The sequence below is a fragment of the Arcticibacter sp. MXS-1 genome (genome assembly GCF_041902385.1).
In the GTDB taxonomy this organism is placed as follows: domain Bacteria; phylum Bacteroidota; class Bacteroidia; order Sphingobacteriales; family Sphingobacteriaceae; genus Arcticibacter.
In genome coordinates, this window is the sequence record NZ_CP169244.1 from 3,955,951 (window position 1) to 3,980,177 (window position 24,227).

20 protein-coding genes and 1 pseudogene are annotated in these 24,227 nt (G+C 47.5%); 2 read left to right on the forward strand and 19 right to left on the reverse strand.

Going from position 1 to position 24,227, the window contains the following annotated elements; all coding sequences use genetic code 11:
* Positions 1-60: 60 nt before the first annotated feature.
* The 10 genes from nrfH to ACES2C_RS17165 form a co-directional block, all read right to left on the reverse strand.
* On the reverse strand, positions 61-708 hold the full coding sequence (gene nrfH, locus ACES2C_RS17120) for a cytochrome c nitrite reductase small subunit (RefSeq protein ID WP_374164283.1): 648 nt from the start codon (positions 706-708) through the stop codon (positions 61-63).
* Positions 709-970: 262 nt separating this feature from the next.
* Complete coding sequence (locus ACES2C_RS17125) at positions 971-1,324, reverse strand: sugar O-acetyltransferase (protein ID WP_374164284.1); 354 nt, start codon at positions 1,322-1,324, stop codon at positions 971-973.
* Entirely contained in the window at positions 1,321-1,566 is a 246-nt protein-coding gene (locus ACES2C_RS17130; RefSeq protein ID WP_374164285.1) for a maltose acetyltransferase domain-containing protein, read from the reverse strand. Before ACES2C_RS17130 ends, ACES2C_RS17125 begins: the two co-directional genes overlap by 4 nt.
* A 68-nt stretch (positions 1,567-1,634) precedes the next feature.
* Positions 1,635-2,255: a hypothetical protein gene (locus ACES2C_RS17135; protein ID WP_374164286.1), complete on the reverse strand. Its 621-nt coding sequence runs from the start codon at positions 2,253-2,255 to the stop codon at positions 1,635-1,637.
* A 164-nt stretch (positions 2,256-2,419) separates the two neighbouring features.
* On the reverse strand, positions 2,420-4,189 hold the full coding sequence (locus ACES2C_RS17140) for a cellulase family glycosylhydrolase (protein ID WP_374164287.1): 1,770 nt from the start codon (positions 4,187-4,189) through the stop codon (positions 2,420-2,422).
* 8 nt (positions 4,190-4,197) lie between these two features.
* Positions 4,198-5,043, reverse strand: coding sequence for a family 16 glycosylhydrolase (locus ACES2C_RS17145; RefSeq protein WP_374164288.1), 846 nt, complete (start codon positions 5,041-5,043; stop codon positions 4,198-4,200).
* A gap of 56 nt (positions 5,044-5,099) precedes the next feature.
* Positions 5,100-5,936, reverse strand: a complete 837-nt coding sequence (locus tag ACES2C_RS17150) for a PKD domain-containing protein (RefSeq protein ID WP_374164289.1) — start codon at positions 5,934-5,936, stop codon at positions 5,100-5,102.
* A 19-nt stretch (positions 5,937-5,955) separates the two neighbouring features.
* Positions 5,956-7,491 (reverse strand): RagB/SusD family nutrient uptake outer membrane protein, encoded by a 1,536-nt coding sequence (locus ACES2C_RS17155; RefSeq protein WP_374164290.1) that lies wholly within the window; start codon positions 7,489-7,491, stop codon positions 5,956-5,958.
* 17 nt (positions 7,492-7,508) lie between these two features.
* Positions 7,509-10,625, reverse strand: coding sequence for a SusC/RagA family TonB-linked outer membrane protein (locus ACES2C_RS17160; protein ID WP_374164291.1), 3,117 nt, complete (start codon positions 10,623-10,625; stop codon positions 7,509-7,511).
* A 293-nt stretch (positions 10,626-10,918) separates the two neighbouring features.
* Positions 10,919-13,840, reverse strand: coding sequence for a triple tyrosine motif-containing protein (locus ACES2C_RS17165; RefSeq protein ID WP_374164292.1), 2,922 nt, complete (start codon positions 13,838-13,840; stop codon positions 10,919-10,921).
* Positions 13,841-14,173: 333 nt separating this feature from the next.
* Between ACES2C_RS17165 and ACES2C_RS17170 the strand changes: the two genes are divergently transcribed.
* Positions 14,174-14,980 carry a polysaccharide deacetylase family protein gene (locus ACES2C_RS17170; protein ID WP_374164293.1) on the forward strand — a complete coding sequence of 269 codons (807 nt, stop codon included), beginning with the start codon at positions 14,174-14,176 and terminating at the stop codon, positions 14,978-14,980.
* Positions 14,981-15,186: 206 nt separating this feature from the next.
* Here ACES2C_RS17170 and ACES2C_RS17175 read toward each other — a convergent pair whose 3' ends face one another.
* Positions 15,187-15,402, reverse strand: a complete 216-nt coding sequence (locus tag ACES2C_RS17175; RefSeq protein WP_374164294.1) for a hypothetical protein — start codon at positions 15,400-15,402, stop codon at positions 15,187-15,189.
* A 256-nt stretch (positions 15,403-15,658) separates the two neighbouring features.
* Here ACES2C_RS17175 and ACES2C_RS17180 point away from each other — a divergent pair, with 256 nt between their 5' ends.
* Entirely contained in the window at positions 15,659-16,288 is a 630-nt protein-coding gene (locus ACES2C_RS17180) for a hypothetical protein (RefSeq protein ID WP_374164295.1), read from the forward strand.
* A 10-nt stretch (positions 16,289-16,298) separates the two neighbouring features.
* Here ACES2C_RS17180 and ACES2C_RS17185 read toward each other — a convergent pair whose 3' ends face one another.
* The 8 genes and pseudogenes from ACES2C_RS17185 to ACES2C_RS17220 form a co-directional block, all read right to left on the reverse strand.
* Positions 16,299-16,772 carry a MarR family winged helix-turn-helix transcriptional regulator gene (locus ACES2C_RS17185; protein ID WP_374164296.1) on the reverse strand — a complete coding sequence of 158 codons (474 nt, stop codon included), beginning with the start codon at positions 16,770-16,772 and terminating at the stop codon, positions 16,299-16,301.
* A 79-nt stretch (positions 16,773-16,851) separates the two neighbouring features.
* Complete coding sequence (locus ACES2C_RS17190) at positions 16,852-17,019, reverse strand: hypothetical protein (RefSeq protein ID WP_374164297.1); 168 nt, start codon at positions 17,017-17,019, stop codon at positions 16,852-16,854.
* Positions 17,016-17,613: pseudogene (locus ACES2C_RS17195) on the reverse strand (efflux RND transporter permease subunit); the annotation flags it as partial. The gene ACES2C_RS17190 and the pseudogene ACES2C_RS17195, both read right to left, overlap by 4 nt.
* Positions 17,612-17,923, reverse strand: coding sequence for a response regulator (locus tag ACES2C_RS17200; RefSeq protein WP_374164298.1), 312 nt, complete (start codon positions 17,921-17,923; stop codon positions 17,612-17,614). The gene ACES2C_RS17200 and the pseudogene ACES2C_RS17195, both read right to left, overlap by 2 nt.
* 203 nt (positions 17,924-18,126) lie before the next feature.
* Entirely contained in the window at positions 18,127-21,483 is a 3,357-nt protein-coding gene (gene ccsB, locus ACES2C_RS17205; RefSeq protein WP_374164299.1) for a c-type cytochrome biogenesis protein CcsB, read from the reverse strand.
* Between the two features lie 117 nt (positions 21,484-21,600).
* On the reverse strand, positions 21,601-22,560 hold the full coding sequence (locus ACES2C_RS17210) for a TIGR03885 family FMN-dependent LLM class oxidoreductase (protein WP_374164300.1): 960 nt from the start codon (positions 22,558-22,560) through the stop codon (positions 21,601-21,603).
* Between the two features lie 195 nt (positions 22,561-22,755).
* Entirely contained in the window at positions 22,756-23,964 is a 1,209-nt protein-coding gene (locus tag ACES2C_RS17215) for a RagB/SusD family nutrient uptake outer membrane protein (protein WP_374164301.1), read from the reverse strand.
* A 32-nt stretch (positions 23,965-23,996) separates the two neighbouring features.
* Positions 23,997-24,221, reverse strand: coding sequence for a hypothetical protein (locus tag ACES2C_RS17220; RefSeq protein WP_374164302.1), 225 nt, complete (start codon positions 24,219-24,221; stop codon positions 23,997-23,999).
* Between the last annotated feature and the right edge of the window lie 6 nt (positions 24,222-24,227).

Genomic DNA, 24,227 nt, shown 5'->3' on the forward strand with positions numbered 1-24,227 from the left:
GTGCGCAACTTTTCTATTCATTTGGTTGCTGTGAAGAGCACATGATGTTTTCATAAGATTTTATTTCGATTTCGCTCCTTTTTGTTTTTCCTTTAATGATTCCTTTAGCCATTCGGGCACCACTGACGCTTCGTCGGTAGCGTAAGTTTTAATGGGCTCCAGCTGAAGATCAACTGAAGAGAGACTTTTAACCCGTCCGTGTGGCACCTCGCGATGGCATTCCCAGCAGGTGCGGTTCGTCCGCTTTCCATGATGATCTTCTACAAGACCGGCTATTTTGGCGTCCATCACCTGCCCTGCGTGACACCTGATACAGTTGTTTTGTATCACCTCGATTGATGCGCTTTTTGCTTTGATTACCTGAGGCTCGGCCCGCAAAGTGAATATAGAGGCGTGGTACAAGCCGTCCTTGGCTTTGAAGTAGTATTTACTGATTACATTGTTGTGAGGTACGTGGCAGTCGTTGCAATGAGCAACTTCACGGTGTGAACTATGATTCCAGGTAATGTACTGGGGAGTCATCAGGTGGCAGTTTACACAGGCCTGAGGATCATCTGAAAGGTAAGACGCGGCGTTACTGAGACGAAGGACGTAAAAACCAAGTCCGATGAAGCTTGCTACGGCCACGATTGCTGCTGGTCTCCACTTCCTGGGAGGTATTAAGCTGTATCTGAAAAGAAAACGTTTTAACTTCCGGAACTTTGCCATATGTCGCTTTTTGCCTCAGTTATCCCAAATCAGCTCTATTCAATCTTAGTTTATCATATAAATGTCATGACCGTATGATTGTTTGGAATGTTTTGTAACAAAACTGAGACAAACGAAAGAGCTTTGCCCCTTTCATAATCTGCTGAAACGGTAAGCCTTGCAGACTTAACGGACAGAAGTCGTAAATATTTATACATCAGGTCTGGCGAAGCGCGTTCTCTTCCGCTTCGCCACCCGTTAAGACAGATTGAAGTTCTATGCGTCAGCTATTCCCCGCGCGCCTTACTTCATCTTCAAAATCCGTCAGCCCATTCAACTTTCTGATTACACGGGCAGGATTGCCGACCGCTAACGAGTCTGCAGGAATGTCTTTTACAACTACAGACCCTGCTCCGATAACACACCGGTCGCCAATAGTAACTCCGGGACAAATCGTCACATGTCCTCCGATCCAGCAGCGCTCACCAATCGTTACTGGGCAGCAATCTTCCCACTTATCCCGTTCATCTGCATCAAGCGGATGTCTTGCGGTATAGATGTGAACCCCCGGGGCCATCATAGTGTGCGCACCAATCGTCACTTTCGCCCCATCCAGGATGACTCCGTCGAAGTTCATGAATACTTTATCCCCGGCATATATATGATCGCCGTAGTCGCAGTAGAACGGGGTTCAAAGTGCACGTTCCTGGCAGAATTAGGAAGCAGTTCATTCATAACTTCCTTAAAATTGTCGGAATAATATTCAGTGACGTTAAGGCGATGCAGGATTTTCTTAGTCCTTTTACGGATGTTCACCATTTCCTCGCTGTGTGCGTCGTATGGCTCTCCGTCAAACATTTTTTGTTTCTGACTTTTCATGTTCTAAAACGGGTAAGTGGACGGCAATACTAGCGAATTTGCATCAAACAAGATAATCTTGCCAGCAATTATTGTATCGGTACAACTTGAAGCGCGGAGCTGTTGCCCCTTATAGACTTCAATTTTCCTGACCACGCACCATCAAAGCGGTCGAAGTAATTCACGTTAACTCTTCCAACTGACTTCAATTTGCCTAACTTTTCCTCAGAGTCAAAGATGTCGTAGTAATCGAATACGATGTTACCTACCGACTTAATCTTGCCTCTTTTCTCCTCACGGTCAAAAATGTCATAATAGTCCACTTTTACTGCTCCTATTGATTTTACTTTCCCCAATTTCTCTTCTCGGTCAAATACGTCGTAGTAATCAATTGTTATGTTTCCAATCGATTTGATCTTACCTCTTTTTTCATCGCGGTCGAAGTGATCATAATATTCAACATCGCCATGATCGGCTGAGCCCTGAGGGTTCGCCCTTTCTTCGAAATCCCGGCCCGAAAGATCCTCCATATAGTACGATAGTGACCCGTCTCCGGATATTAAAAATGCGATATCCCTGATTGTAATTTTGATATTACTAATTTGCCCTGTATTCTTTTGTATGAAGATAGCCGCCTTCTCTATCGTTTGCGACTGGGCTGACAGACCAAGAATAATAAGGCCGAGGATAAGGGAGTTTAATTTAATCATATGCACGCCTGCCCGGTTCTTTATCCGGAACTTTTTGATTTTAGAAAGTCTAAAGGTAGTAACATTTTTCGCAGTTGAGGATTTCTGTATAACCATGGGAGCCGGACATCTTGCAAGTGTCCGGCTCCCATGGTTATACTATTGCAGGTAGCTTCCTCCCTATGTCATTTGATTACGATATCTTTCAGGCTTAAGGTGCCATTATCAATGTAAATTCTGATCGTATTTTTTCCTTCTGCCATCTCATACTGTCCCATCTCAGCAGCCCTCCATACATTCTGACTTGCAGTTGACGGTACCGTTACCTGATTTCCTCTTTTCTGGCCGTTAATCCATAGCGATACTGTCGAGGGAGCAGTGGACATTAGCCGAACGGATATGTTGCAGCTCCCCGCCTTTCTCACATCTATTGTGTATTGCAGCCATTCACCTGCTTGCGCCTCAGTAACACAATAGGTTGTTGAATCGGCAGGATCAGGGCTTATATCCACTCCATCGTTACGATAAAGACCGCCTCGGTTACCTGCGCCCTGTGTTCCTGTCGACACGTGATAATCAGCTGTATCTCTGTCGAAGTAGGCATATCCGTTTCTTCCCAGGTCATAGTCTGCTGCATTGATGCGAACGCTGTCCAGCAGGACATGCTTCACAAACGGACGGCTTTCAATCGATGAGGGTTGCCGCATCATGGCGTCTATCACGTCGCGGTGGACCACATTCCTTTCAGTCTTCAAGCTGGAAGCAAGGGTCATTAAGCCGCGGTAAGCAGATTCAGCGGACGGCCTCTGTCCTTTATTATTCCAGTAGTTTACCAAAGCATCATAATCAGCGTTAGATCGTACTTCAAATGGGTTGTTGATGCCTATCTTTTTTAGGGGCCACCATGCCCATCCAATATTGCTACCTTCCAGCAACTGTATCGCTTGAGTGTACCATACATTCGAGTTTTCGCCCGTCTCCCCCAGCCACACGGGGACATTGTACTTGTCACGCATCTCAAGCATTCCCTTTATGGAGCCGGGGGTGTTGTGGTTCCAGTATTTATGAAAGCTAAGCGCCATATTTTTATCCCAGGGGGGCATCACACCGTTGTAGTTGTTTCCCCAGCCGTTGCCTTCTATGATAATGAGATGGTTCTTATCTACCTGCCGGATCGCCCCGGTTATGTCCATCATCAGCTTCTTCAGAGGCTCATTCTTCGGTTCTGCGGTGCCGTTTCTGTCTTTTTCCGGATTGGTAAATCCCCAGTTAGGTTCATTAACAATATCGTAGGCTCCAATCCACGGCTCATTGGCGTAGCGCCCGGCAATCTTTTTCCATAAAGCAACGGTCTTTCGTCTGTTAGTCTCACTTTCCCACAGCGACGGCTTAGCCGGGTCGCGGTCCGAAATGTTCAGATCATTTCCCTGTCCGCCAGGGGCAGCATGGAGATCAAGAATGAGGTACATGCTATTGCTTTTGCACCAGGAGAGAAGACTGTCCGTCATCTGAAATCCCTTCTCAAGCCAGGTATCCCTACCTGTAACCGGTTCCTGTTCTGCAGGCAGCGTGTATAAGTTAAAATGCATCGGCAACCGTACCGAGTTAAATCCCCAAGCCTTCAGGGAGTCAATATCTGCCTTACTGGTGTGATTGCTCAGCCACTGCTTATAAAAGTTCTCCGTCCTTTCTTTTCCAATGATTGCTTCCATCCGCTCCCTAATCCGATACTGCTGGCCCTCTTGATAGACTTTAAGCATGTATCCTTCCTGCAGCATCCATCCTCCAAGTCCAATACCTCGCAGCAGTATGTTTTCTCCTCGGCCGTTTACGATACGTTTTCCCTCCGCGCGCAAAAAACCCTGCGAGTAGATGCGCTGAGGCAGCATCAGAATGAGTATAGCAATAGCTGCCATAATGTCTTTCAGCCGGCTCTTTTTATTAAAAGTGTGCATATAGTAATTTATTTTTCGATCATTTTGTAATACCTCACATAGTCCACCACCATAGAGGCAGGTAATGCAGTTGTGTCAACACCCTGCGCTCCTCCCCAGTCGCCGCCAATTGCGAGGTTTAACAGAAGGTGAAACTTCTTGTCAAAGGGCCAGGTTGTAGAGCCTTTCCCCTCATTGACAAATTCAAATGTTTTCAAGTCGTCTACATAGCCCCTAATTGCGTATGGCGTCCAGTCAACCCGGTACACATGGAAGTCGGTAGTCGCGTTTTCAATCCTTCTCGTCGCCGTCTTTTGAGTGTTAATTTTGAAATAGTAGGCTTCAGTATGCGTGCTCACATGGATAACGCCAGGATCGTATCCTACATGCTCCATAATGTCGATTTCACCAGACTTTGGCCAGTCGCCATAGCTCCACTCTGTCGGAAGCATCCAGATAGCAGGCCACGTACCTTTGCCTGCAGGCAGCTTTGCCCTAACTTCAATTCGCCCATATAGAAAGTCAGCTTTGTTCCTTGTCACAAGCCTGCTCGACGTGTATTCACGATTTCCAAGCGCTTCCTTACGGGCAGTAACAGTTAGAACGCCTGAAGAAACAGACACGTTGCTCATGTTTTTGGTGTAGTACTGCAGCTCGTTATTTCCCCAGCCGCTCCCACCGATGTCATAATCCCAGATGGATGAAGCCGGACTCCCTTCATAGTCAAAGTCGTCTGACCAGGCCGGTCTTGATTCAAACGCCCAGCCCTTGTCAGCGGGCTTAGGTATTTCTATATAGGCCGACTGCTCCTCCGTTTTTCTTGTACACCCGGTCAAAAAAGCCGTCATAAGTAAAACCACAAAAAAAGGCCTCATAGCTTTTAATTAAATCAAAAGGCAGCCGGATTAACTGTACCCGCCTGCCTTTATTGTTACTTCTCGTTTAATTTGATGTCCCTGACTGTGATACCCCCGGCTCCGAGCGTACCTCCGCTGCTTCCTGCCTTGATGACCAGATATACTTTTCCACTTTGCGAGAACTGTATGTTTTTGGTCTTCGGTCCATCGCAACCCACATCGAAGATATTGCCGTCAAAGGGCGTCTTCCCGCAGCCCGTCCATGTGTTGATACCGACAACCTTACCACTTCCGTAATCAGTTCCTTGTACCGGCGCTTTCTCGTGGAGATCAATCTCCATCCAGCTGTTGCTTGCTCCCTGGCCACTTACCCGGGCCGAGAGTGCATAGCTCTTTCCAGCTTTTACATCCACTGCCTGAAAGATAGCACCATTAGAGTCGCCACTATTGGAAAAATTGATTGAATTGTTCGCGAAACTTACATTGGTCTGAGTGCCTCCAGTATTGAGTACAGTCCAGTACTGCTGACTAGCTGATGCGGCGTCGCCTCCCGGGAGGATATTGACGCCGGGGTAATCATTCTCAATCTGGAGATTCTGAGTAACAGTCGCCGCTCCACCTTTCGTATTGATCACGAGTTTTACTGCATACGTACCTTTTTGATCAAACAGGACGGTGTCAATTTCTTTCCTTGACTTCACTCCGTTTCCGAAGTCCCAGTTCCAGAGAAATGCGTTCTCAGTAGTGCTCTTTAAAACGATCTTGTTTGGCTGACCTGCCAACGGTGTGGCGGTAAAAGATGCTGTGGGAGCCGGAGCGTTGTCTGCTTTGAACTCCTCAGGACTACAGGCACTGAACGCAAGTATAGAAGCGAGGCCCGCTATATAGCTGTATTTCGTTGCTGATCTCATTTTTTTCTTTTTACAATTACTATTTAGTGCCGCCATACTCCTTATTTTGCTCTATCTTAGTATTATCCATCTCAAGAAGCGGAATTGGAAGGACCTCGTGTTTTTCGGCTACGAACCCTTTGCTTTTTAGCACCTCAGCTGCTTTTCCTGTTCTGATCAAATCAAACCAGCGGTGCCCTTCTCCAGCTAGTTCAAGACGACGCTCATTCAGTATGTTATCTACTGTAACTGGTATTGAGCCTAATCCTACGCGCTTTCTGACCGCATCTAAAAGCCGTTGCGCTCTTCCCATATCACCCGCTCCTCTCACCAAAGCCTCCGCTTCCATCAAATAAGTGTCTGCCAGGCGGGTGTCGTACATATTCTGAGGAAAATTCAGTTCAACTGCGCCGGCTCCGGTTGAGCGGTCTCTTTCCCTTCCCAGAAACTTCTCCATGAAGTAGCCGGTATTCATATAGCCAGGCGTATAGTCTGCTATACCGTTGCTTTTCAAGCTGTCAAGATTGGCAATTGTATATTTATATCGGGGGTCATGATGGATGGCATTAAAGAGGTCCGGAGTTACGATAATAAAGCTCCAGCCCGCAACATAGTCAGGAGCTCCGGCTTTCTTCGCGGTGTACCCTCTTGGTCCCATCAGGATGTTTAAAATATTCCCTTCTGTGCAGGATATGCAGGACCAGTCTCCTCCAGAGGTCGAGTTGTGAGCAATTTCAAAGATCGATTCACTGTTGAACTTGTTGCTGGCTTTCCAGAGATCCCCGAAGTTGTCCAATAGCTTATATCCGTAGCGGGCGTTCCTCTCACCCGGGGTCCCGTTCACCTCTGCCAGCTCTCTTGCAGCATCAGCCCATTTCTGCTGATACAGGTATACTTTTCCGAGCAAGGCGTGAGCAGCGCCGCTTGTGGCCCGGCCCTCTTCCTTACCAGCAAGAACTTGATCAGGCAGCGCGTTACTTGACAGAGCTTCCTGAAGGTCCTGTTCGATTTGTTTATATACATCTGCAGGTGCAGCCTGCAGTACATTATACATCTCTTCGGTAGACACTGGTGTCGTTAATAAGGGCACATTCCGAAACAGTCTTACCAGATCAAAATAGAAGTATGCCCGCAGAAACTTGGCTTCTGCCATAAACCTCGCTTTTGTGGCTTCCGGCATGGGAACATTCGGCAGCTTCTGCAGCAAAACATTTGCTCTGAATACTCCGGAAAACCCGGCTTTCCAAAGTTCTCCCTGTGGGCCAACTGCGGGGCTCAGCGTATAATTCGACATCACCTGATAATCGGTGATGTCATTGGCATTGCCCCCGCCAGCATAGTGATCGTCAGAAGCAACATTGGCGGTACCTATCTTCGTTACATATCCGCCTCCCTGCCATCCAACGACGTCATAGATTGCTACCAGGCCGTTAAATGCCTCCGCTTCATTCTTGTAGTAATTTGATTCCAGATCAGTGCCCTTTGGCTTAACTTCCAGGAAATCGGATGAGCAGCTCGCCGAAAGTTGTATTGCAACAGCAAGGATCAGTAGTCTGCCTATATTTTTTCTTTTCATTTTCTTACAATTTAAAATCAGAAACCAACATTTATTCCTACCATGAACGAACGGGGCTGAGGATAGATGCCCCTGTCAATACTCATCACACCGTCCCCTATTTCCGGGTCGAAACCAGTGTACCTCGTAAAGGTGAGAAGGTTCTCGCTCATAACATAGAGACGCAGTCTTTGCATTCCCGCTTTGCTGATCAGACCTTTGGGAAATGAGTATCCGAGCTGCAGCGTTTTAATCCTGAAGTAATTGCCGCTCTCGAGGTAGAAGTCTGAAGGGCTGCTAAAGTTCTTATTAGGATCTCCGGCAACCAGTCTGGGATAGTCGTTACTCGTGCCTGCTCCAGCCCATCTGCTCAGGGCCCTTGTTTGCCAGTTTGCATTCGGCAGGTCAAGCCGTCTTAATCCCTGAAAGATCTTGTTGCCGCCGGATCCCTGCCCAAAAATTACAACGTCGAAATTTTTGTAGGCCGCATTAACGGTTAGCCCATAGGACCAGGTCGGAACCGGGCTCCCAAGGAATTCTCTATCGTTTTCGTCAATCCTACCATCATTGTTCACATCCTTCCATCTGAAATCTCCTGGTTGTGCTTCCGGCTGGATCTTGCTGCCGCTCTCGTTCACATAAGCATCAACCTCCTGCTGCGTCTGAAAAATTCCCATGCTCCTAAAACCGAAGAAGGAATTGATTGGTTGCCCAACAGCAGTTCGTGTGATCGGATAACTGGAGGACTGAAATGACTGCCCGCCTGCCAAATAGGTAAGACCGTTTCCCAGCCAGGTCACTTCATTTCTAGAACGTGATACGTTTCCGTTTATAGAGTAGTTTAGCTGGCCAAGCTTATTACGATAACCAAGTTCAAGCTCCAGGCCCGTATTTTTCATATCGGCCACATTGGCGGCAGGATCTGAGATCGCACCGACATAAGCTGGAATACGGGGATTCCTTAGGATATCAGTAGTAACCTTCTTATACCACTCGATTGTAAGTGTCACATTCCGGAACAAGTTGGCATCCATCCCCACATTCGTCTGACTCGTCTGCTCCCACTTTAAGTCGGGGTTAGAGGGCGCGTTTGGACTATTGCCCGCAAGATAACTTCCCTCCGTTCCGATTGTGTAGTTTCTTCCGCCACCAATCGTTGCTAAATAGGCGAAGTCGCCGATGTTGTCATTTCCTACCACTCCGTAGCCGCCTCTGAACTTTAAGAAATCAACTACGTCGTTCGATGGCCAAAACGCCTCTTTCGAAGCTACCCAGCCAAGAGAAAATGAGGGAAATGTTCCGTATTTGTTATTACTGCCAAAACGCGACGAGCCATCTCTTCTGATCAGTGCTTCCAGGAGATATCGTTCGTCGTAGTTGTAGTTCAGACGAGCAAAGACAGATGCTACCTTATGCTGTGCTCCCTCTCCGCCCCCTGCATTCTTCTTGTCTCTCGGTATACTGTAGTTCAGTGACGCATCACCGAATGAGCTTACTGGAATATCATAATAACTCACATTGATATTTCGCGAGTTGTTGTCCAGGTACGCTCCCTGTCCGATTAAGCCAACGAGTGTATGCTTACCGAAATTCCTGGTATACGAAAGGGTATTTTCGACGTTCCAGGCAGTACTCATATTCATCCCTCTGTTAAAAGAGGTTTGTGTGCTCTTGGAGTTATTATTGAGGAAGAAAATTGGAGTGAAGCTCTCGTTACCCCAATATGCCAGCTTTGCCCCCAGCGTTGACCGGAACTTTAGCCCCTTAATAATTTCTGCTTCTCCATATACATTACTAACAATATTATGGGCCCAGCTGTAGTTACCCTCCCGGGTACGAATATAGGCCATCGGATTCGTGATCTCGTTCTGTACATATGGTGATATCGCGTATGGATTTCCATTTGCATCCCTGATCACCGGGTTGTTGATATAAATGCTTGAGCTCGCTACATTTGGATCTGTAATCACCACAGGAGTGATCGGATCAAGGTTAATGGCAGAACTTAATGGGCCGCCAAACTCGCTGTTCGTATTGCCCAGTCCCGTCGACTTATCATAAGAGTATCCTACATTCTCTCCAAAAGTCAGCCATTTTACAGGTTTATAGGTGCTGTTTATCCGAAAGTTCATTCTCTTGAACTTTGAGATTTCGCTTGTCACGATACCTTCCTGGTCGAGATACCCGAAGGAGGTGTAAAATGTGATCTTGTCGCTTCCGCCGCTTACACTTAGCTCGTGCGTTTGCCGGTTTGCACTATTATTGAAAATGACCGATTGCCAGTCAGTGCCTTTTCCAAAAGATTCGGGATTCTCAAATACGACACCTTGTCCTGCTGCCAGACTTTGTTCATTACGCAGCATGGCATACTGTGAGGCATTTAGCAGGTCGAGCTTCCTCGCAGGCCGTGAAGTTCCGTAGAATCCGTTGTAGTTGATCCTTATGTCTCCTGCTTTGCCCTTCTTCGTGGTGATCAAAATAACGCCCGCTGCTGCCCTGGCACCATATATTGCCTGAGAGGCGGCGTCTTTCAATACTTCGATGGATTCGATGTCCGACTGATTCAGGTAGCCTATCCCGCCGTTGTCAACAACCACGCCGTCTACTACCCAGAGAGGATCGTTATTGTTGATAGTTGTAATACCTCTGATGCGCACAGAGGAACCTGCTCCAGGCTGACCGGAGCTCGAAGCAATCGTAACGCCTGAAGTTCGCCCTTGAAGCGCCTGCTCTACCCTGTTAATAGGCATTGATTCGAGCGCTGATGCCTTGACGCTGCTGATGGCGCCCGTCACTACGCTCTTTTTTTGGACACCGTAACCGACTACTACAACTTCGTCAAGGGCAGCGGTTCCTTCCTCCAGTGCTATACTCAATGGGTCGGAGTTCCTTACCACCACATTTTGAGTTTTCATGCCGATCTGACTAAAAACCAGAACGGTACCGACTGAAGGAACTGTAATACTAAAGTTTCCATTCACATCTGTGCTGGTCCCCTTGCTTGTGTTGCGAATAACAACCGACACTCCGGGAAGAGGAAGCCCATCAGTCTTACTCACTACCTTTCCCGTCGCCCTGATCGTTTGTGCCCATGCCTGCAGATGGCAGAACAACGTGCAAGAAAGAAATAGAATTAAAGTAATTCTTCTTTTCATAAGAATAATTAATGAGAATTAGTTAATAATTGGCAGCTGCTTCTGGTGGCAGCCATGGATCAAATGTAAATGCGATGGATATACGCAGCCGCGTTTTGCCACCCTACACAAACCCTACAGGCCACAAAAAACTGACAACTATACAATACTACGGCCCCTACAAGACCACTACAGTCCAACTGTAACAGTCTTATGTAAAGAGTTTTACATCTCGACTATTCTCGAGACATGCCAGTATCGTCCCCCTGCTCTGAAGAAACGAGCCGAAACATTTCTGCTATTGCTTAATTCTGCTAATTAGGATTTTGCTTCGCGTCTTTCGATACTTTCATAAGGAAGTCGTAGAGGTTTGTGTCGGGTGAGAGCTTCAGCTTCTTGCGAAGCCGGTACCTTCCCACTTCAATTGCTTTGCCGGTAATATTCATTAGCTGGGCAATCTCCTTTGATGAAAGATTCATTTTGAGGTAGGCGCAAAGTTTGAGTTCATTGGAGGTCAGTTCGGGATAACGATCCTTCAGTACAGCAAAGAAATCAGAATTCACCTGGTTGAAATGGATCGTGAATTGTTCCCAGTCCTCTTGCTTTCTTTCTACCTCGCGGATCAGGCGCAGGAGTTGTTTGACACTTGCTGAATTTTCTAAGGCCCCTTCGTTCTTTTTCACAAGAGCCGATATAGCCTCTTTTACCTTGCTCAGCACCTCGCCTCTTTGTATCAGATGCATGGTCATACTGGCCAGCTCGCGGTTTTTGTAGTTGACGTCAGCCTCAAGCTGATCGTTCTTCAACCTAACGATTTCTTTTTCCGAGCGATCCAGCTCCAGCTGGTGCAGGTAGTTTAGTTTTTCCTGTGTTTTCAAGTGCTTCTTGCGCTGTCCTTTCAACACAGCAAAAACTACCAGCACCAAGACCAGAACATAGAAGGTGTACATCCAAACGGTTTGGTACCACGCCGGCTCAACAACGAAGGAATAAGATATTACATACGATTCGTTCCCGGGACTATTCCGTGCTTTAACCTTAAACACGTACTCGCCTGGCGACAGATTGGTATAGTCCTTTTCAGCCTTTCTACTCCAGGATGACCAGGTCTGTTCAAAACCTTCCAGCTGATAGCTGAACTCGATGTTGCTTTGCTGCTGGAAGAACGTTGAGGAGTATTCAAAATGCAGAGAGTTTTGCTTATGCGAAAGACGAGGCCTGCTATTTCTGTCTTGTGCCGTTCCTACCATTCCTTCGCTCACGAAGTAACCGCCAAAGATCACCGTATCGGTTCTTCCCGTCGACCTGACGGAGCTCAGCACGATGTCCGGTTTTGTTAAGGTTTCTTTGTACTTCCTATAGTTGATAAGAAAAACGCCCCTGGTCCCGCCAATAAAGACGTTGTTGCTGTTTAAGGGATAAATTGATTCGAAACCTCCCACCACTTTTCCGTTGAGTTCAGGGAACTGAATAACAGCAGGCCCAGACCTTAGGGTAAAGTCAATAACCGCCACTTTCTTATTGGATACAAACCAAACATTACCCTCATTGTCTTCGCGCATATACTGAAGATTTACTCCTTTTGTATAGCCATAAAGCGTGGGTGATGGAATAAACTTATTATTCTTTTGGCCAAATTCGTAGGCGCCATCTTCTGTGGCTATAACAATCCTGTTTCTGATCCGGAAAACGTAATTGTACTCTGACGATGGAAGCCCGCTGGCTTTGGTATAGAGCGCATATTTTGCAATCTTTTTCCTCTGGCTATCGAGCTCAATCCTGAACACCCCCCGGTTGGGATGCGATGCCCACACAACATTGGCGGCATTATCATAAACCAGGAACCGTAACGACTCGAACAATCCATCTATGTGCCCCGCATTTTTTACAGTGGGACCGTTAAATTGAATTTTCTGCAGCCCCCAGTAGGTTCCGGCAAGCACCTCTGCCGAGGGAAAAACGTCGGAAACGGGTTGGAATATCCAGGTGCCCGGAGCCGAATAAACCTTACTGGCTACATTGGCTTCTACAATAAAAAGGCCCTCATCATGCGCCAGTAAAAGCCGGTTGTTGATCTCCTCCAGACCCCAGACCTGCCCTCTTGCATTTTTTACTTCACTAAAGGCACCTCTTGACAGGCTGATATCAGACTGGCGTGGATCAACTGGCGCGGAGAGCAGTCCGCTTGAGGATCCTATATAAAGCCGATCCTTGAACCGGCTGATTGCATATACGGTTAACTGCTGATCCCTTGCCGGTGATATGAACTTGATGGCGCTGTTGATTGCGATAAAGTCAATACCACCATCTAATGCGAGCCAGAGGTTGCCGTTCCTGTCAATCAGCATGCCGTGTATATTGTTCTTTTGCAGCCCCTGTTCCGAAGTATAGCGCTGAACGAGATTTCCTGCACGATCGACTATAAAAAGGCCGGCTGACATAGTCCCCAGAGCAATCCACCTTTTATTGACGATGCTCGAACAGTAAACCCGATTGCTTTTTAGTTCTGCGTCTATACTTGTATGTTTTTCTACTATACGTTTGCCGTAAAGGAGAAAGAGCCCGTCCTTCAGCGTGGTAATCAGGAGCGTATCACCGCTGTAAGGAATGATTGAGGTCACAGATGCTCCATCCAGCCGTGGGTGACTCTGCAGTGGCTCCCAAGCCTTTCCGGTATAGGTCAGGAGAGGCTTCCCGATTTCGTGCGCGAAGACCTGGCTGCCGGCACTTCCCATGTAGTCCCAGGCACGTGCCGGCTTGAAGATTCTAATGGAATTCTCCTTAAACTGGAAAATCTTTGCGAACGCTCTGAAAAAGACGCTCTCTCCCACAATCGATACATTCCATACATCAGCAAACTTTCTTTCTTTCTCCGGTATAAGCGCGGTAAGCGAGTGGTATTGCAGAATGCCTCTCTTACCAGGATAAAAGTAGCCGATTTCGTCCTGCCCTCCTACGAATATCCGGTTAAGAGAGTCAACTTGAACCGAACGTATGACGGTATAGTTAGGAAGAGGATACAGCTTCCAGAAGCGACCGTCAAAGGTCACCAACCCTTCATTATTCCCGAAGTAGAGTATGCCGTGCTTATCCTGTGCCACGTTCCAGTTCTGCACTCCGCCCGTGTAGTCGTCATTGCTGTAGTTCACAATTTTGGGAGAAGCAATCTGCACCTGGGCATAGGTCGCAGAAAGAAAAATCTGCAGGCTTATATAGGCTAGTAAAAGTCTTACCATAAAAACAAATAGCAAAATACGTTATTTCCCCGTACATTATTTTACTTTTTCCCAGGCGGTTTAGTTCCGCCTCAATATCTGCACGTTTTTGGCCCCTCTTTCTTGCTGCATGTTTTCGAATAAGCGAATATCCGGCAGAGAGCTGCAGGAACTCCTCCTTGAAAAAGATCAAACGCAGAGGCCTGGTGCATCAGTCCAGGCTGGTCCGTATAGCGTCGGCATGACTCCCTTTCTTTTTAAAGACCTGATCCTCTGTAGTTAATAAATACAGATATCATATTTACTTTTTACACTGTCTCTTTTACATTTGCTTTACGAACCAATTCGAATACCATGTTTAGCAAATCCAGCTTTGTTCTTCTCATTTCTCTCTTCCTCATCTTTGCCGGTCCGGCCTCAGCTCAGAGCACGTCCAACAAATGGAATGGTAAAAAATGTGCAGTGGTGCTCACCTATGACGACGCGCTCAACGTGCATCTCGACAAGGTAATGCCGGCGCTTGAGGCCGCCGGGTTCCGGGGAACGTTCTATCTGATCGGCTCCTCGCCTGTGGTCTCTGCCCGCATCAACGATTGGAGAGCAGCAGCCCAAAAAGGGCATGAACTGGGTAATCACAGCCTGAATCACCCTTGCGATGGGAGCCTGCCCCAGCGATCTTTTGTAACACCCGAGAATGACCTTAGCAAATATTCCGCTAGCCGCACTATCCAGGAGGTTAAGGTCACGAATACCTTGTTAGAAGCGATTGACGGTAGAAAAATCCGAACTTTTGCTTACCCCTGCGGCGACCTCCGGGTGGGCGACTCGCTTTTTTACAATGCATTAAAAGAAGATTTTGCCGGAGCGCGCGGTGTAACGCCTCGCTATCTGCAGCCCGGGGAAATAAACCTTTCAGATATTCCCGCCTTCTCAGAGTCAAAAAGTACAGGACAGGAGATGATCCGGCAAGTCAAGGAGGCCGAGCAAAGAGGTTCCGTCATTGTGTTTTTATTTCATGGCGTAGGCGGCGAGCACAGTCTGAATGTCGCGTTTGACGAGCATCAAAAGCTTATAAACTACCTTAAACAGCATAAAGACGAAATATGGGTAGCTCCAATGGTCGAGGTAGCAGAGTTTGTCAAACAGTCAGCGAGGCAGTAAATGATTTCTCATCCGTCACTGCGTATGGTAAGCATAATGCTGAACAACTGCCCGGTTCGGCCTGGTGAGTCAGGATACCACAATCAATATGCGAACCCACTGGCAGTGGTAGGCGACTAAGCGTTCATGCAATAAAAAAATGCCGACTCCCATTGATACCAGGGACGCCGGCAGTAATAAATGAAAGGCTCACTAACGGGCAACCATTAGGATACCTTCTTCTCTTTAGCAAACTGCGACAGGAACGATCGGTAATCAGCCGATGCTTTCTGCCATTCTTCTTTTGCTTTTTCAAAATTATCAAGGGCAGCCTTGGGAATGATTCCGTCTTGCTTTACCAGTTCCTGCCCTGCTGTCAGATAAAGGAGATGTTTTTCGTCTGCTTCCTTTTCAAGCTTAAGTAACGTTTCTGAGGGTGTCATTTTAGATGAATTCGGTTTTCTGTAAAACCAAATAGAGGCAAAAATGTTGGACCTTTGTTACAATTTTTATTATTTTTTAATTAAGGTAACATAAAGTTTAAAATTTCAGTCTTACAAAAGATTATATTTGAGAAACCATAGTATTAACCCCCTGCGCTTTTTTCAGGCCTTTTGTTTATCGTTTCGTGTATGCCTGGTGTGGAGAAGGTCTGCAAATATGACGCAAGGGTACTTAAATTATTAACTAACGTCTACAGTGATTACGAAGAACAATTACCGCAACCAGCTGATCGAAACACTCAAAGAATTAAAGTATACATGGCAGAGGCTTTTAGCCTTCGGGGTCAACCTTGAGATGTTTGATGAAGAAAATGAAAAAGACGTCTTCCCTGCGCAACGATCTGAATCTGCTGTCGACGTTATTCTGCTGATCAACTCTGATAGTCCAGCTGTAAAGCGGCTGTATTCGTGCATGACGGAAATCGAAGCTTGCTTTGATTCGCTGATGAATCTGAACGGAATTTCGGAAAGGCAATTTGAATCCTGGTATTCTTATGAGAAGCATGCGCCGGAAGATCTGTTTTTGTCAAGGCAGCCAAAAGAGTATTATAAATGGCTGAATGAGGCCTATTCTTTTCTGGAGATGCAGATGTATTATCTGCTTAACTACTGCTACTGTATGGTATACGACGAACCTGACGTACCCGAGTCGATCTGCCGTTTTTTACTATTCCCCGGTAAGGAAGCACTCGATTTATTAAAGACTAGTGATACCAACGTAAATAAAATTATTGAGCTTTGCTTCGCCCTGAACAGGACTTGCGCCGACATCGACAGCATGAGCATTAATCTCTTGAAAGAGTCGAAGATGGGGCAAAAGTGGTAGGAGTCTACCCTTACAATTGCGGCTTCTTGTCTGCCCCGTGTATCTCGAGTAAGGTGAGAAGCACTTCAATTGCCTCATTATATCGGTCCTTTCCTATTTTGGCAATATGCATCATGTTTAACTCGTCGCTTCGTCTCAGCATCTTTCTATAAAATCGCTCCCCTTCCCGCGTCAGATAGAGCATAGATAGTCGCGCATCTTTATCGCTCTTCTCCGCGCGTACCAATCCGGAGGCAACAAGGCCCTTTACGATCCTGCTCGCAGCCTGTTTTGTGACATTGAATTTAGCGGCCAAGGCATTGTTCGACGCTCCCTGCATCCCTATGTGCATAAAGAACGGAATATAGCTAAGATGAAATTCCGGGTTGGCTACATCCTTCAGCCTCTCATTCCCCCAATCTTCAAGGGCCCTTTTAAGCATATATACGATACGGAATAGATTCTTCTTTTGTATCTCCTCTATATTTAGGTCTTCCTGTTTCATTTGTCCTTGCGAATAACGGTGTTATTGGTTTTACAATGTTAGTAAAAGTCAAGGACACTTGCACAAACTCAATTTAAGCCTAACCTTTACGCCTTCTGATCTCATCCCGGATCAGCGCACACATTTCATACATCTCCACTTGCTCGAAGTGGGCGAGCCATATGGCCAGATCATCATCGATCATCATCAATAGTTCAAGTGCGCTGCAGGAACCCGCGGACTTCGTCGTTCTGATTACAGTACTCATTGTTTTGTTGTATCGTGAACAGGAATTTTATTTTCCCCTGCCTTTTCCATTTCAATCCGAAGTTTTTTACGGTACGAAAGATAAAAGACGGACGGGAATACGAACAGATTAAAGATCGTATTCGTTATGAGGCCCCCAATCACTACAATAGCGAGGGGCTTAGAAGCTTCTGACCCAATGCCCGTAGACATCGCGGCAGGCACCAGGCCGATAGCGGCCATCATTGCCGTCATAATCACCGGACGCATCCTTGATTCCACTCCTTCCCGCACCGCACTTTCAAGACTGTTACCGGCAAAAAGCCCGTGCTTCAGATCTCTGATATTGCTTTTAAATCTCGTGATCAGTATTACGCCATTCTGCACACATATACCGAACAAAGCGATAAAGCCGATTCCAGCAGAGATATTAAAGTTGACCGGAGATCAGGAGTGCCAAAATCCCGCCCATAATAGCGAATGGAACGTTATTTAATACGAGTAAGGAGTCTCTTACGTTGCCAAAAAGTACAAAAAGTATGAAAAAGATGATTAGCAAGCTGACAGGCACAACCTGCCCGAGGCGATGGGTCGCGCGCTGCTGGTTTTCAAAATCACGGTTTAACAAGATAATCGTCAGCTCCGGCACGAAGGGCCGTTACCTTGTCGCTGGTCATCCCAAGGGCAGTAAGCATTAAAACAGGAGTAGTTGTATCGGTACGCCGAATGTGCTGACAGAGGTCTAACCCGCTCATCCCGGGCAACATCACGTCAAGGATGAACATGTCCGGGCTGCTCTCCTGCATTAGCTCCGCGGCTGCTTCTCCGCTTCTCGCGATCAGCACCTGGTAGCCGGCTTCACGAAGGCCCTGTTCTATAAAGCCTGCAACTTTTGCTTCATCCTCTACTAAAAAAACTGAACTCATACTGATAGCATTGCCCTCTAATATATTTTTTATTATAAGAAAAATAGCCAACTGACTTAGATCCGCCTACCGGGGGGCAGCAAAGAGCGGTTTTACCCTGAACCCCTGGCGCAGAGCCGGGCGTGAAAATCCATCAATAGCATCATAACAGGAAAGAGCCCCTTTCACTACGAACGGAGCTCTTTTTATATTAGGATGTTGCGTTACACTGCAGCTTCTCTTATTTTCACGGGCGACGCCCCTTTGTTTCCCGGCTTTTCTCTCCACTTTTTGTGCCTGTAATACGAGGATACAGCCAGGGCTGCGACAACTCCTATGGCGATATACACCCATCCCGGGACAGGTACAGGGTCACCTTTTGCATAGGAATGCAAACCTGAGAGGTAATAGTTCACCCCAAAGTAGGTCATGATCACACTTGAGAAACTTATAAGGGAAAGCAGGTTGAACAAATACTTGCTCTGCAGGCCGGGGATGAGCCTGACGTGTAATACAAATGCATAAATAATAACCGATATAAACGCCCAGGTTTCTTTAGGATCCCAGCTCCAGTAGCGCCCCCAGCTTTCGTTAGCCCATATACCGCCCAGAAACGTTCCGACCGTAAGGAGGAAAAGTCCTACAGTGAGCGACATCTCGTTTACAATACTCAATTCGGTAATGGAAGAACTCACCTTTTTCTCAATCTTTTTCCCGTTGATGATATACAGGAGCAGGACAACCATCCCGATAAGGGCGCTTAGTCCGAAGAAGCCATAGCTTGATGTGATGATGGCTACGTGGATCATCAGCCAGTACGACTTAAGAACCGGTACAAGCGGCGTGATCTGAGGATTCATTTGAGAACCGCCATGAGCAAAGCCCATCAGGATGACCGCTACAAGGCAGCCTGCCGCAGGTATAAAGGCGTTGCTGTTGCGATATAAGATGAGTCCTGCCACTATTCCTGTCCAGCTGATAAACATCACTGCTTCATATCCGTTGCTCCAGGGCTCGTGGCCTGAGATGTACCATCTCACCCCAAGTCCTATTGCCTGGATAAGAGCGCCTGCCATGACGAGCACCAGCAGCGAAAAGATCACCCTTTTCAAAACTTTAGACTCCATAAAGAGCTGAGCAAAAGCAAGCATAAGGATCACTACTCCTAATATCGAATAGACGATCATCAGCTTAAAGAAGATGTTCCAGGAGTTATAGCGGATCTCCCACTTGATCTTGGCTTCAGAAGGAACCACATTTTTGCCAATTACCCGCTGGTTCGTCTTCAACTGCTCGAGCAGCTGGTCAGCTTTACCCCAACTGTTGTTTGATTCAGCGAAGATGACCGCTTTCAGATACGAGGCAAACAGGTTATTCTGGCTAGCGTTAGCGGAATGCTCACTGCTCCAGGCGGCCCAGGTATTGTTGGGGTCATTTGGCACAGGCAGTACGCGAAGGTATTGTCCGCTGATGAGGTATTGCATCACCTGCAGCTTATCGTTGAGTTCAATCAGCTCCTTATCATAGTTATCCTGATCAGCGGGCTTTCTTGCGAATGCACGCTGGTAATCGGCTTCAAGGATGAAGTGCGGCTGTCCTGTTTCATCAAACTGGAAGAGGTTAATGAGCGAGGTATACCCCTCAGCGTTTGCCTTAGTAGCCTGCATTACCTGCGATCCGCCGCCCTTAGTTCCAACCTTAATAAAAGGCACCTGCGCCCAGGCAAAAGGCTGTGTCGTGACCGACAGCAGGAACTGGTTAGCGTCGAGATCATAGAAGCGATCCTTCTGATATAGCTTTCTGAGGATTTCCAGAGCAAGGGTGTTAACCGGCTCAATCCGTCCGTCGAAGTTCTGAACAAGCAGGGCCCCAAAACGAGCCGCATGTTCTTTGTCAATTTTGACACTCAATGCGAACTGAGCGGCATCTTGTATTTGCGCCATAGGAGGCATCGGCACCCTGGCAGTATCTCCCCCGCCATGCACGTGACTATGGATATGTTCCTGCGCCTGAGCCTGCCCGGTATCATGGCTATGATCATGATCATGGTCGTGGTTATGTTGATCCTGCATCAGCTGATCACCCTTTGAAGGCCCGTGCATGTCAATATCCTGGCCTTTTACCACGCCCGCAAGAGACAGAAAAAAGATGAGGACGACCGCCTTCTGAACAGACATCTGCCTGAGTTGAGCATTGAGCTTTGAAAAGCGCGTGCCCTTCCAAAGCAAAGAAACGAACAGGCCCAGGAATAGCAATGTATAGCCGAGATAAGTGATATTAGTGCCCCACCAGTCGTGATTCACAGAGAGAATCGTTCCTTTCTCATCCTGGTCGTAGCTCGACTGGAAGAAACGGTATCCCTGCAGATCCAGCACATGATTCATGAATATCTTGAAAGGCTCCTCTTTTGCTCCGTCCATGATCACTACATCAGAAGAATAAGAAGCCGGACTGTTACTTCCGGGGTATTTCTCCATTTTAAAATCGGCAAGTTTAAGAGAAAAGGGTGTGTTGTATATTGCAGATCCGTAGCCTATAGAGACAATGAGTCCGTTGATCTCTGACTGGTGCTGGAAACCTGTGAGCCCCTTGCCTCCGTAAAATGATACCGTATCTCTCTTGTCTCCGCTGGAGAGCTCCATGGTGATCAGATCGGGATCAGCTTCATTTATCTTTTTATCTCCTTCAAAATGCATCATAGAACCACGCTGCGGAGCTTGCGGCACCACGAAGGTTAAACCTGGAAGATTGTATAAGCTTCTCAACCTAAAAGGCTGTTCTCCTGCTGCACTCTTCAAGTCCCCTCTCGTCTGGGTCGCCATAACCATATAGGTACCGTCCATAGGAGAGGAAATAGTGAGTTCTCCGCTCTGATCTTTTATGTTGACCGCTCCCGGGGTTTCTTTATTGAATGCAACCAGCATGTTCTGGATGAGCTTCACACTGCCACTTTCGATATACTTGTTCTCACGGTTTCCATTGACCAGGGCCACCATATGAAGGATGGACTTGCCTGAATCAGAGGCAACAAGCGAGTCCTGAGCACGAGGTACATAGTCGAGTACGTGCATCTTAACCCGCTTACCCATGAATTCATATTCTTCAGTATGATCCTTCCTGAACGGTTTTAGAAAAAATGGAACATTGCTTGAAGTCAGGTGTAAAGGGACGTCTTTATAGGCGAGGGCCTGATCGCCATTGGTGATCTGAACTTTCAAAAACGATGCATCCGATACAATTTCGTTACTTTTCTCTCCCTCGCGGATGTGCATAGTACCTTCAAAGCTGATATAGCGGGTGATTGCACCGCCAATAAAAATCAGAATAAAGGAAAGGTGAAATACCAGGAGAGGCCATTTTCCACGACGATATAACTGATAGCGCCTGATGTTCCCCACGAAGTTGAGGATAAGGATCACCATGATTAATTCAAACCACCAGCTGTTGTAAATCAGTGCTTTTGCTACCGGCGTTCCGTAGTCATTCTCAACAAATGTAGCTGTAGCCATGGAAAGGGCGTACAGTAACAGCATAAATCCCGTTGTGCGGGTAGAAATCAAATAGTTATAAAGGACTCTCATTCTCTAAGAATTGCAACGCAAATTTAGGCGAAGATAAAGGGTTTTCTCCGGCTTTCCTGAAATCCGGCTGATAAGGTCCCTCAAAACACAAAAAAGTTGCAGAAAGATAACAGTCGGCTAGCGCAGAGCCGGCAGTACTTTTTCCCCAAAATCGCTGATAAACAATTCCTGCTTCCTGTTCACATTGTGCAGGATGATCCTCTCGAAACCGAGCTCGGCATAGGCCCTGATCTTTTCGATATGAAAGGCCGGGTCAGCAGAAATATCCACTTTGCCCCGCAGGTCTTCAGGCTTTACGAACTCGCCCAATGCGTCGAACTGCTCCACCGTTCTGAGTTCACCTAGCACACTTCCCTGAAAAATATTGGTGCGCCACTGGTCGTACGCTCCCATAAGTGCCTCTTCTTCTGTCCGGGCGTAAGAAAGCTGAACCTTCAGAATTAGGGGCTTACCCTCCCCTCCGTTGGTGCGGAAAGCGTGCACCACCTGTTTTAATTCTTCAAGAGGCTTTGAGATGGTAATAAGTCCGTCGGCTAAGCCGCCCAGCATGGCAGCAGTTTCTTCGCTGATGGCCGCCCCGATAAGCAAGGGTCGCACATCGGGACGCGTATAGAGCTTCGCGTTCTCAACCGTTACCGTGCCTTTTAAGTTAACGCACTGTCCCTCGAGCAGTTGCCTGATGACGCCAAAGCATTCCTTTAACCTTATATTCCGTTCTTTCTTGGGAGGCCACTCCTGCCCGGTGATCTTCTCGTTGATTGCCTCACCGCTACCCAGCGAGATCCAGAAGCGACCGGGAAACATTTCGCCAAGTGTGGCAACGGCTTGCGCAATGATAGCCGGATGATAACGCTGCCCTGGCGCGCAAACCATCCCGAAAGGTAGTGAGGATGTCCGCATGGCTGCACCTAACCAGGCGAGGGCGAAACCGCTTTGCCCCTGCCGCTCGCTCCATGGGAAGAAATGGTCGGATGAGTTGATGGCCTGAAAGCCCGCTGCTTCTGCCTGTTCTACGTATTGCAGGAGTTCACTCGGTTTGAACTGCTCGTGCGACGCATGATATCCTATTAAAGCCATATTTTGTTCTCCGCTCGGGACTTACAATTACTAAGCGGTAACAGCGGATCAGGTTTTACGATTCAGCTTTTTGCAAAACAGGTATTTCTAGCGAGGGATGTGAGCCTTCCATGTTGGCACCGCCACCTTAGGCAAACGGCCGGATGATTGGTTTATTCATCCGGCCGCTTCGTAAAAGGACTCTTAGAGGGGGGCTTAATATCCCTCATTCTGCTGCGCTTTCAAGCCAGGATTCGCGTTGATCTCATCCTGCGGGATCGGGAGTCTCGTTTTGTTGAAAGTGCGGTTAATGGTCGTCGGCCTGGAGGGAATGGTTAGTCCTCCGAACTCATCATTAAACGTAATATCTCGGTTCAGACGGATCATATCAAAGAAGCGGTGACCCTCGGCTATCAGTTCCTTGCTTCTTTCGGCCAGGATCATATCGAGCGAAACAGTAGATTCCGTCGCGGGGGCCAGAGCCGGAGCACGCTTCCTGATCTCGTTCAGGTATTGCGCAGCCTTTGCCCTGTTGGCTGGCAATGCTGCTTCAGCCGCAATAAGGTAGACCTCAGACAGGCGGATCACCTTGATATCGACAGCGGTGGAAGAACTCGACTTTCCGTCTTCACCCTGAAGGGTCGTGCTGCCACTGTATTTATACACTGCGCCCATCCGGCTTGCTGAGGTTTCGTCGGCAGCCAGAATACCGCATCTTACGTCTGTCGCATCTTCCTTGAGTCGGTCCAGATAATAGTCGCTGGCCATAAACTGACCGAGCGCGTTTGAATTGCCGTGCCCCTTCCTTCTCAGATACATCCCGGGTGCACCTGCAAGAAGATCGTTCTCATTAGGCATAACGCCGAGCAGAAGAATGGACTCAGAAGCGAAACGTGTTTTCCAGGAAGCCACCCAATTGCTATTCGTGTACAGCGAGTAAAGACTCTTGCTGTTGTTGATGACCTCTTCTGCTGCATTCAGTGCATTTACATAATCCTTCATGTACAGATAGACGCGCGCCTGCAGGGCAAGATTTGCGTAGTAATTGATATAGCCGTCGGTCCTCGCCTTTGGCAACAGCGGCGCTGCTGCCTTGAGGTCTGTCAGCATCTGTGCGTAGTTCTCCTCAACAGTTGACCTCAGCGGCTGAGCATTGAACTGAAGAGTCGTCGTGACGTAAGGTACGCCGAATGACTTTTTATCGTCGTCATAGGCCTTTCCATAGAGACGAACAAGATCAAAATGCATCATAGCCCGGGCAGTGAGGGCCTGTCCCTTATAGCTGTCGAAGCCCGTGGCTCCCCCAGCCTGTTCAACGCGCGCGATCCCCTCCAGGATGCTGTTGGCCTGCAAAATGCTGGCATAGATCTGCGACCAGAAACCGCCGTATGCGTTTGTTGTGACGGAGTGATTGAAGCTGTACATGGCGTCGAGACCCCGGCCCTGTGCATAGACCGTCAGGTCTCCCCTTTTACATCTCCGTACATCAGAAAATTACGGCCGTAATAACTGGCGTCCGTCATGCTTCTCATCATACCGTTGATCATCACCTGGGCGTCTGCCGGTGTTTTAATAGCCTCTGCAGAATTGCTGGCATTGTTAGGCTCCTCGTTCAGATAGTCTTTGCATGAGAGCAGACTAAATAGGAAGAAAACGCTTATATATATAGATATTCTTTTCATCTTATG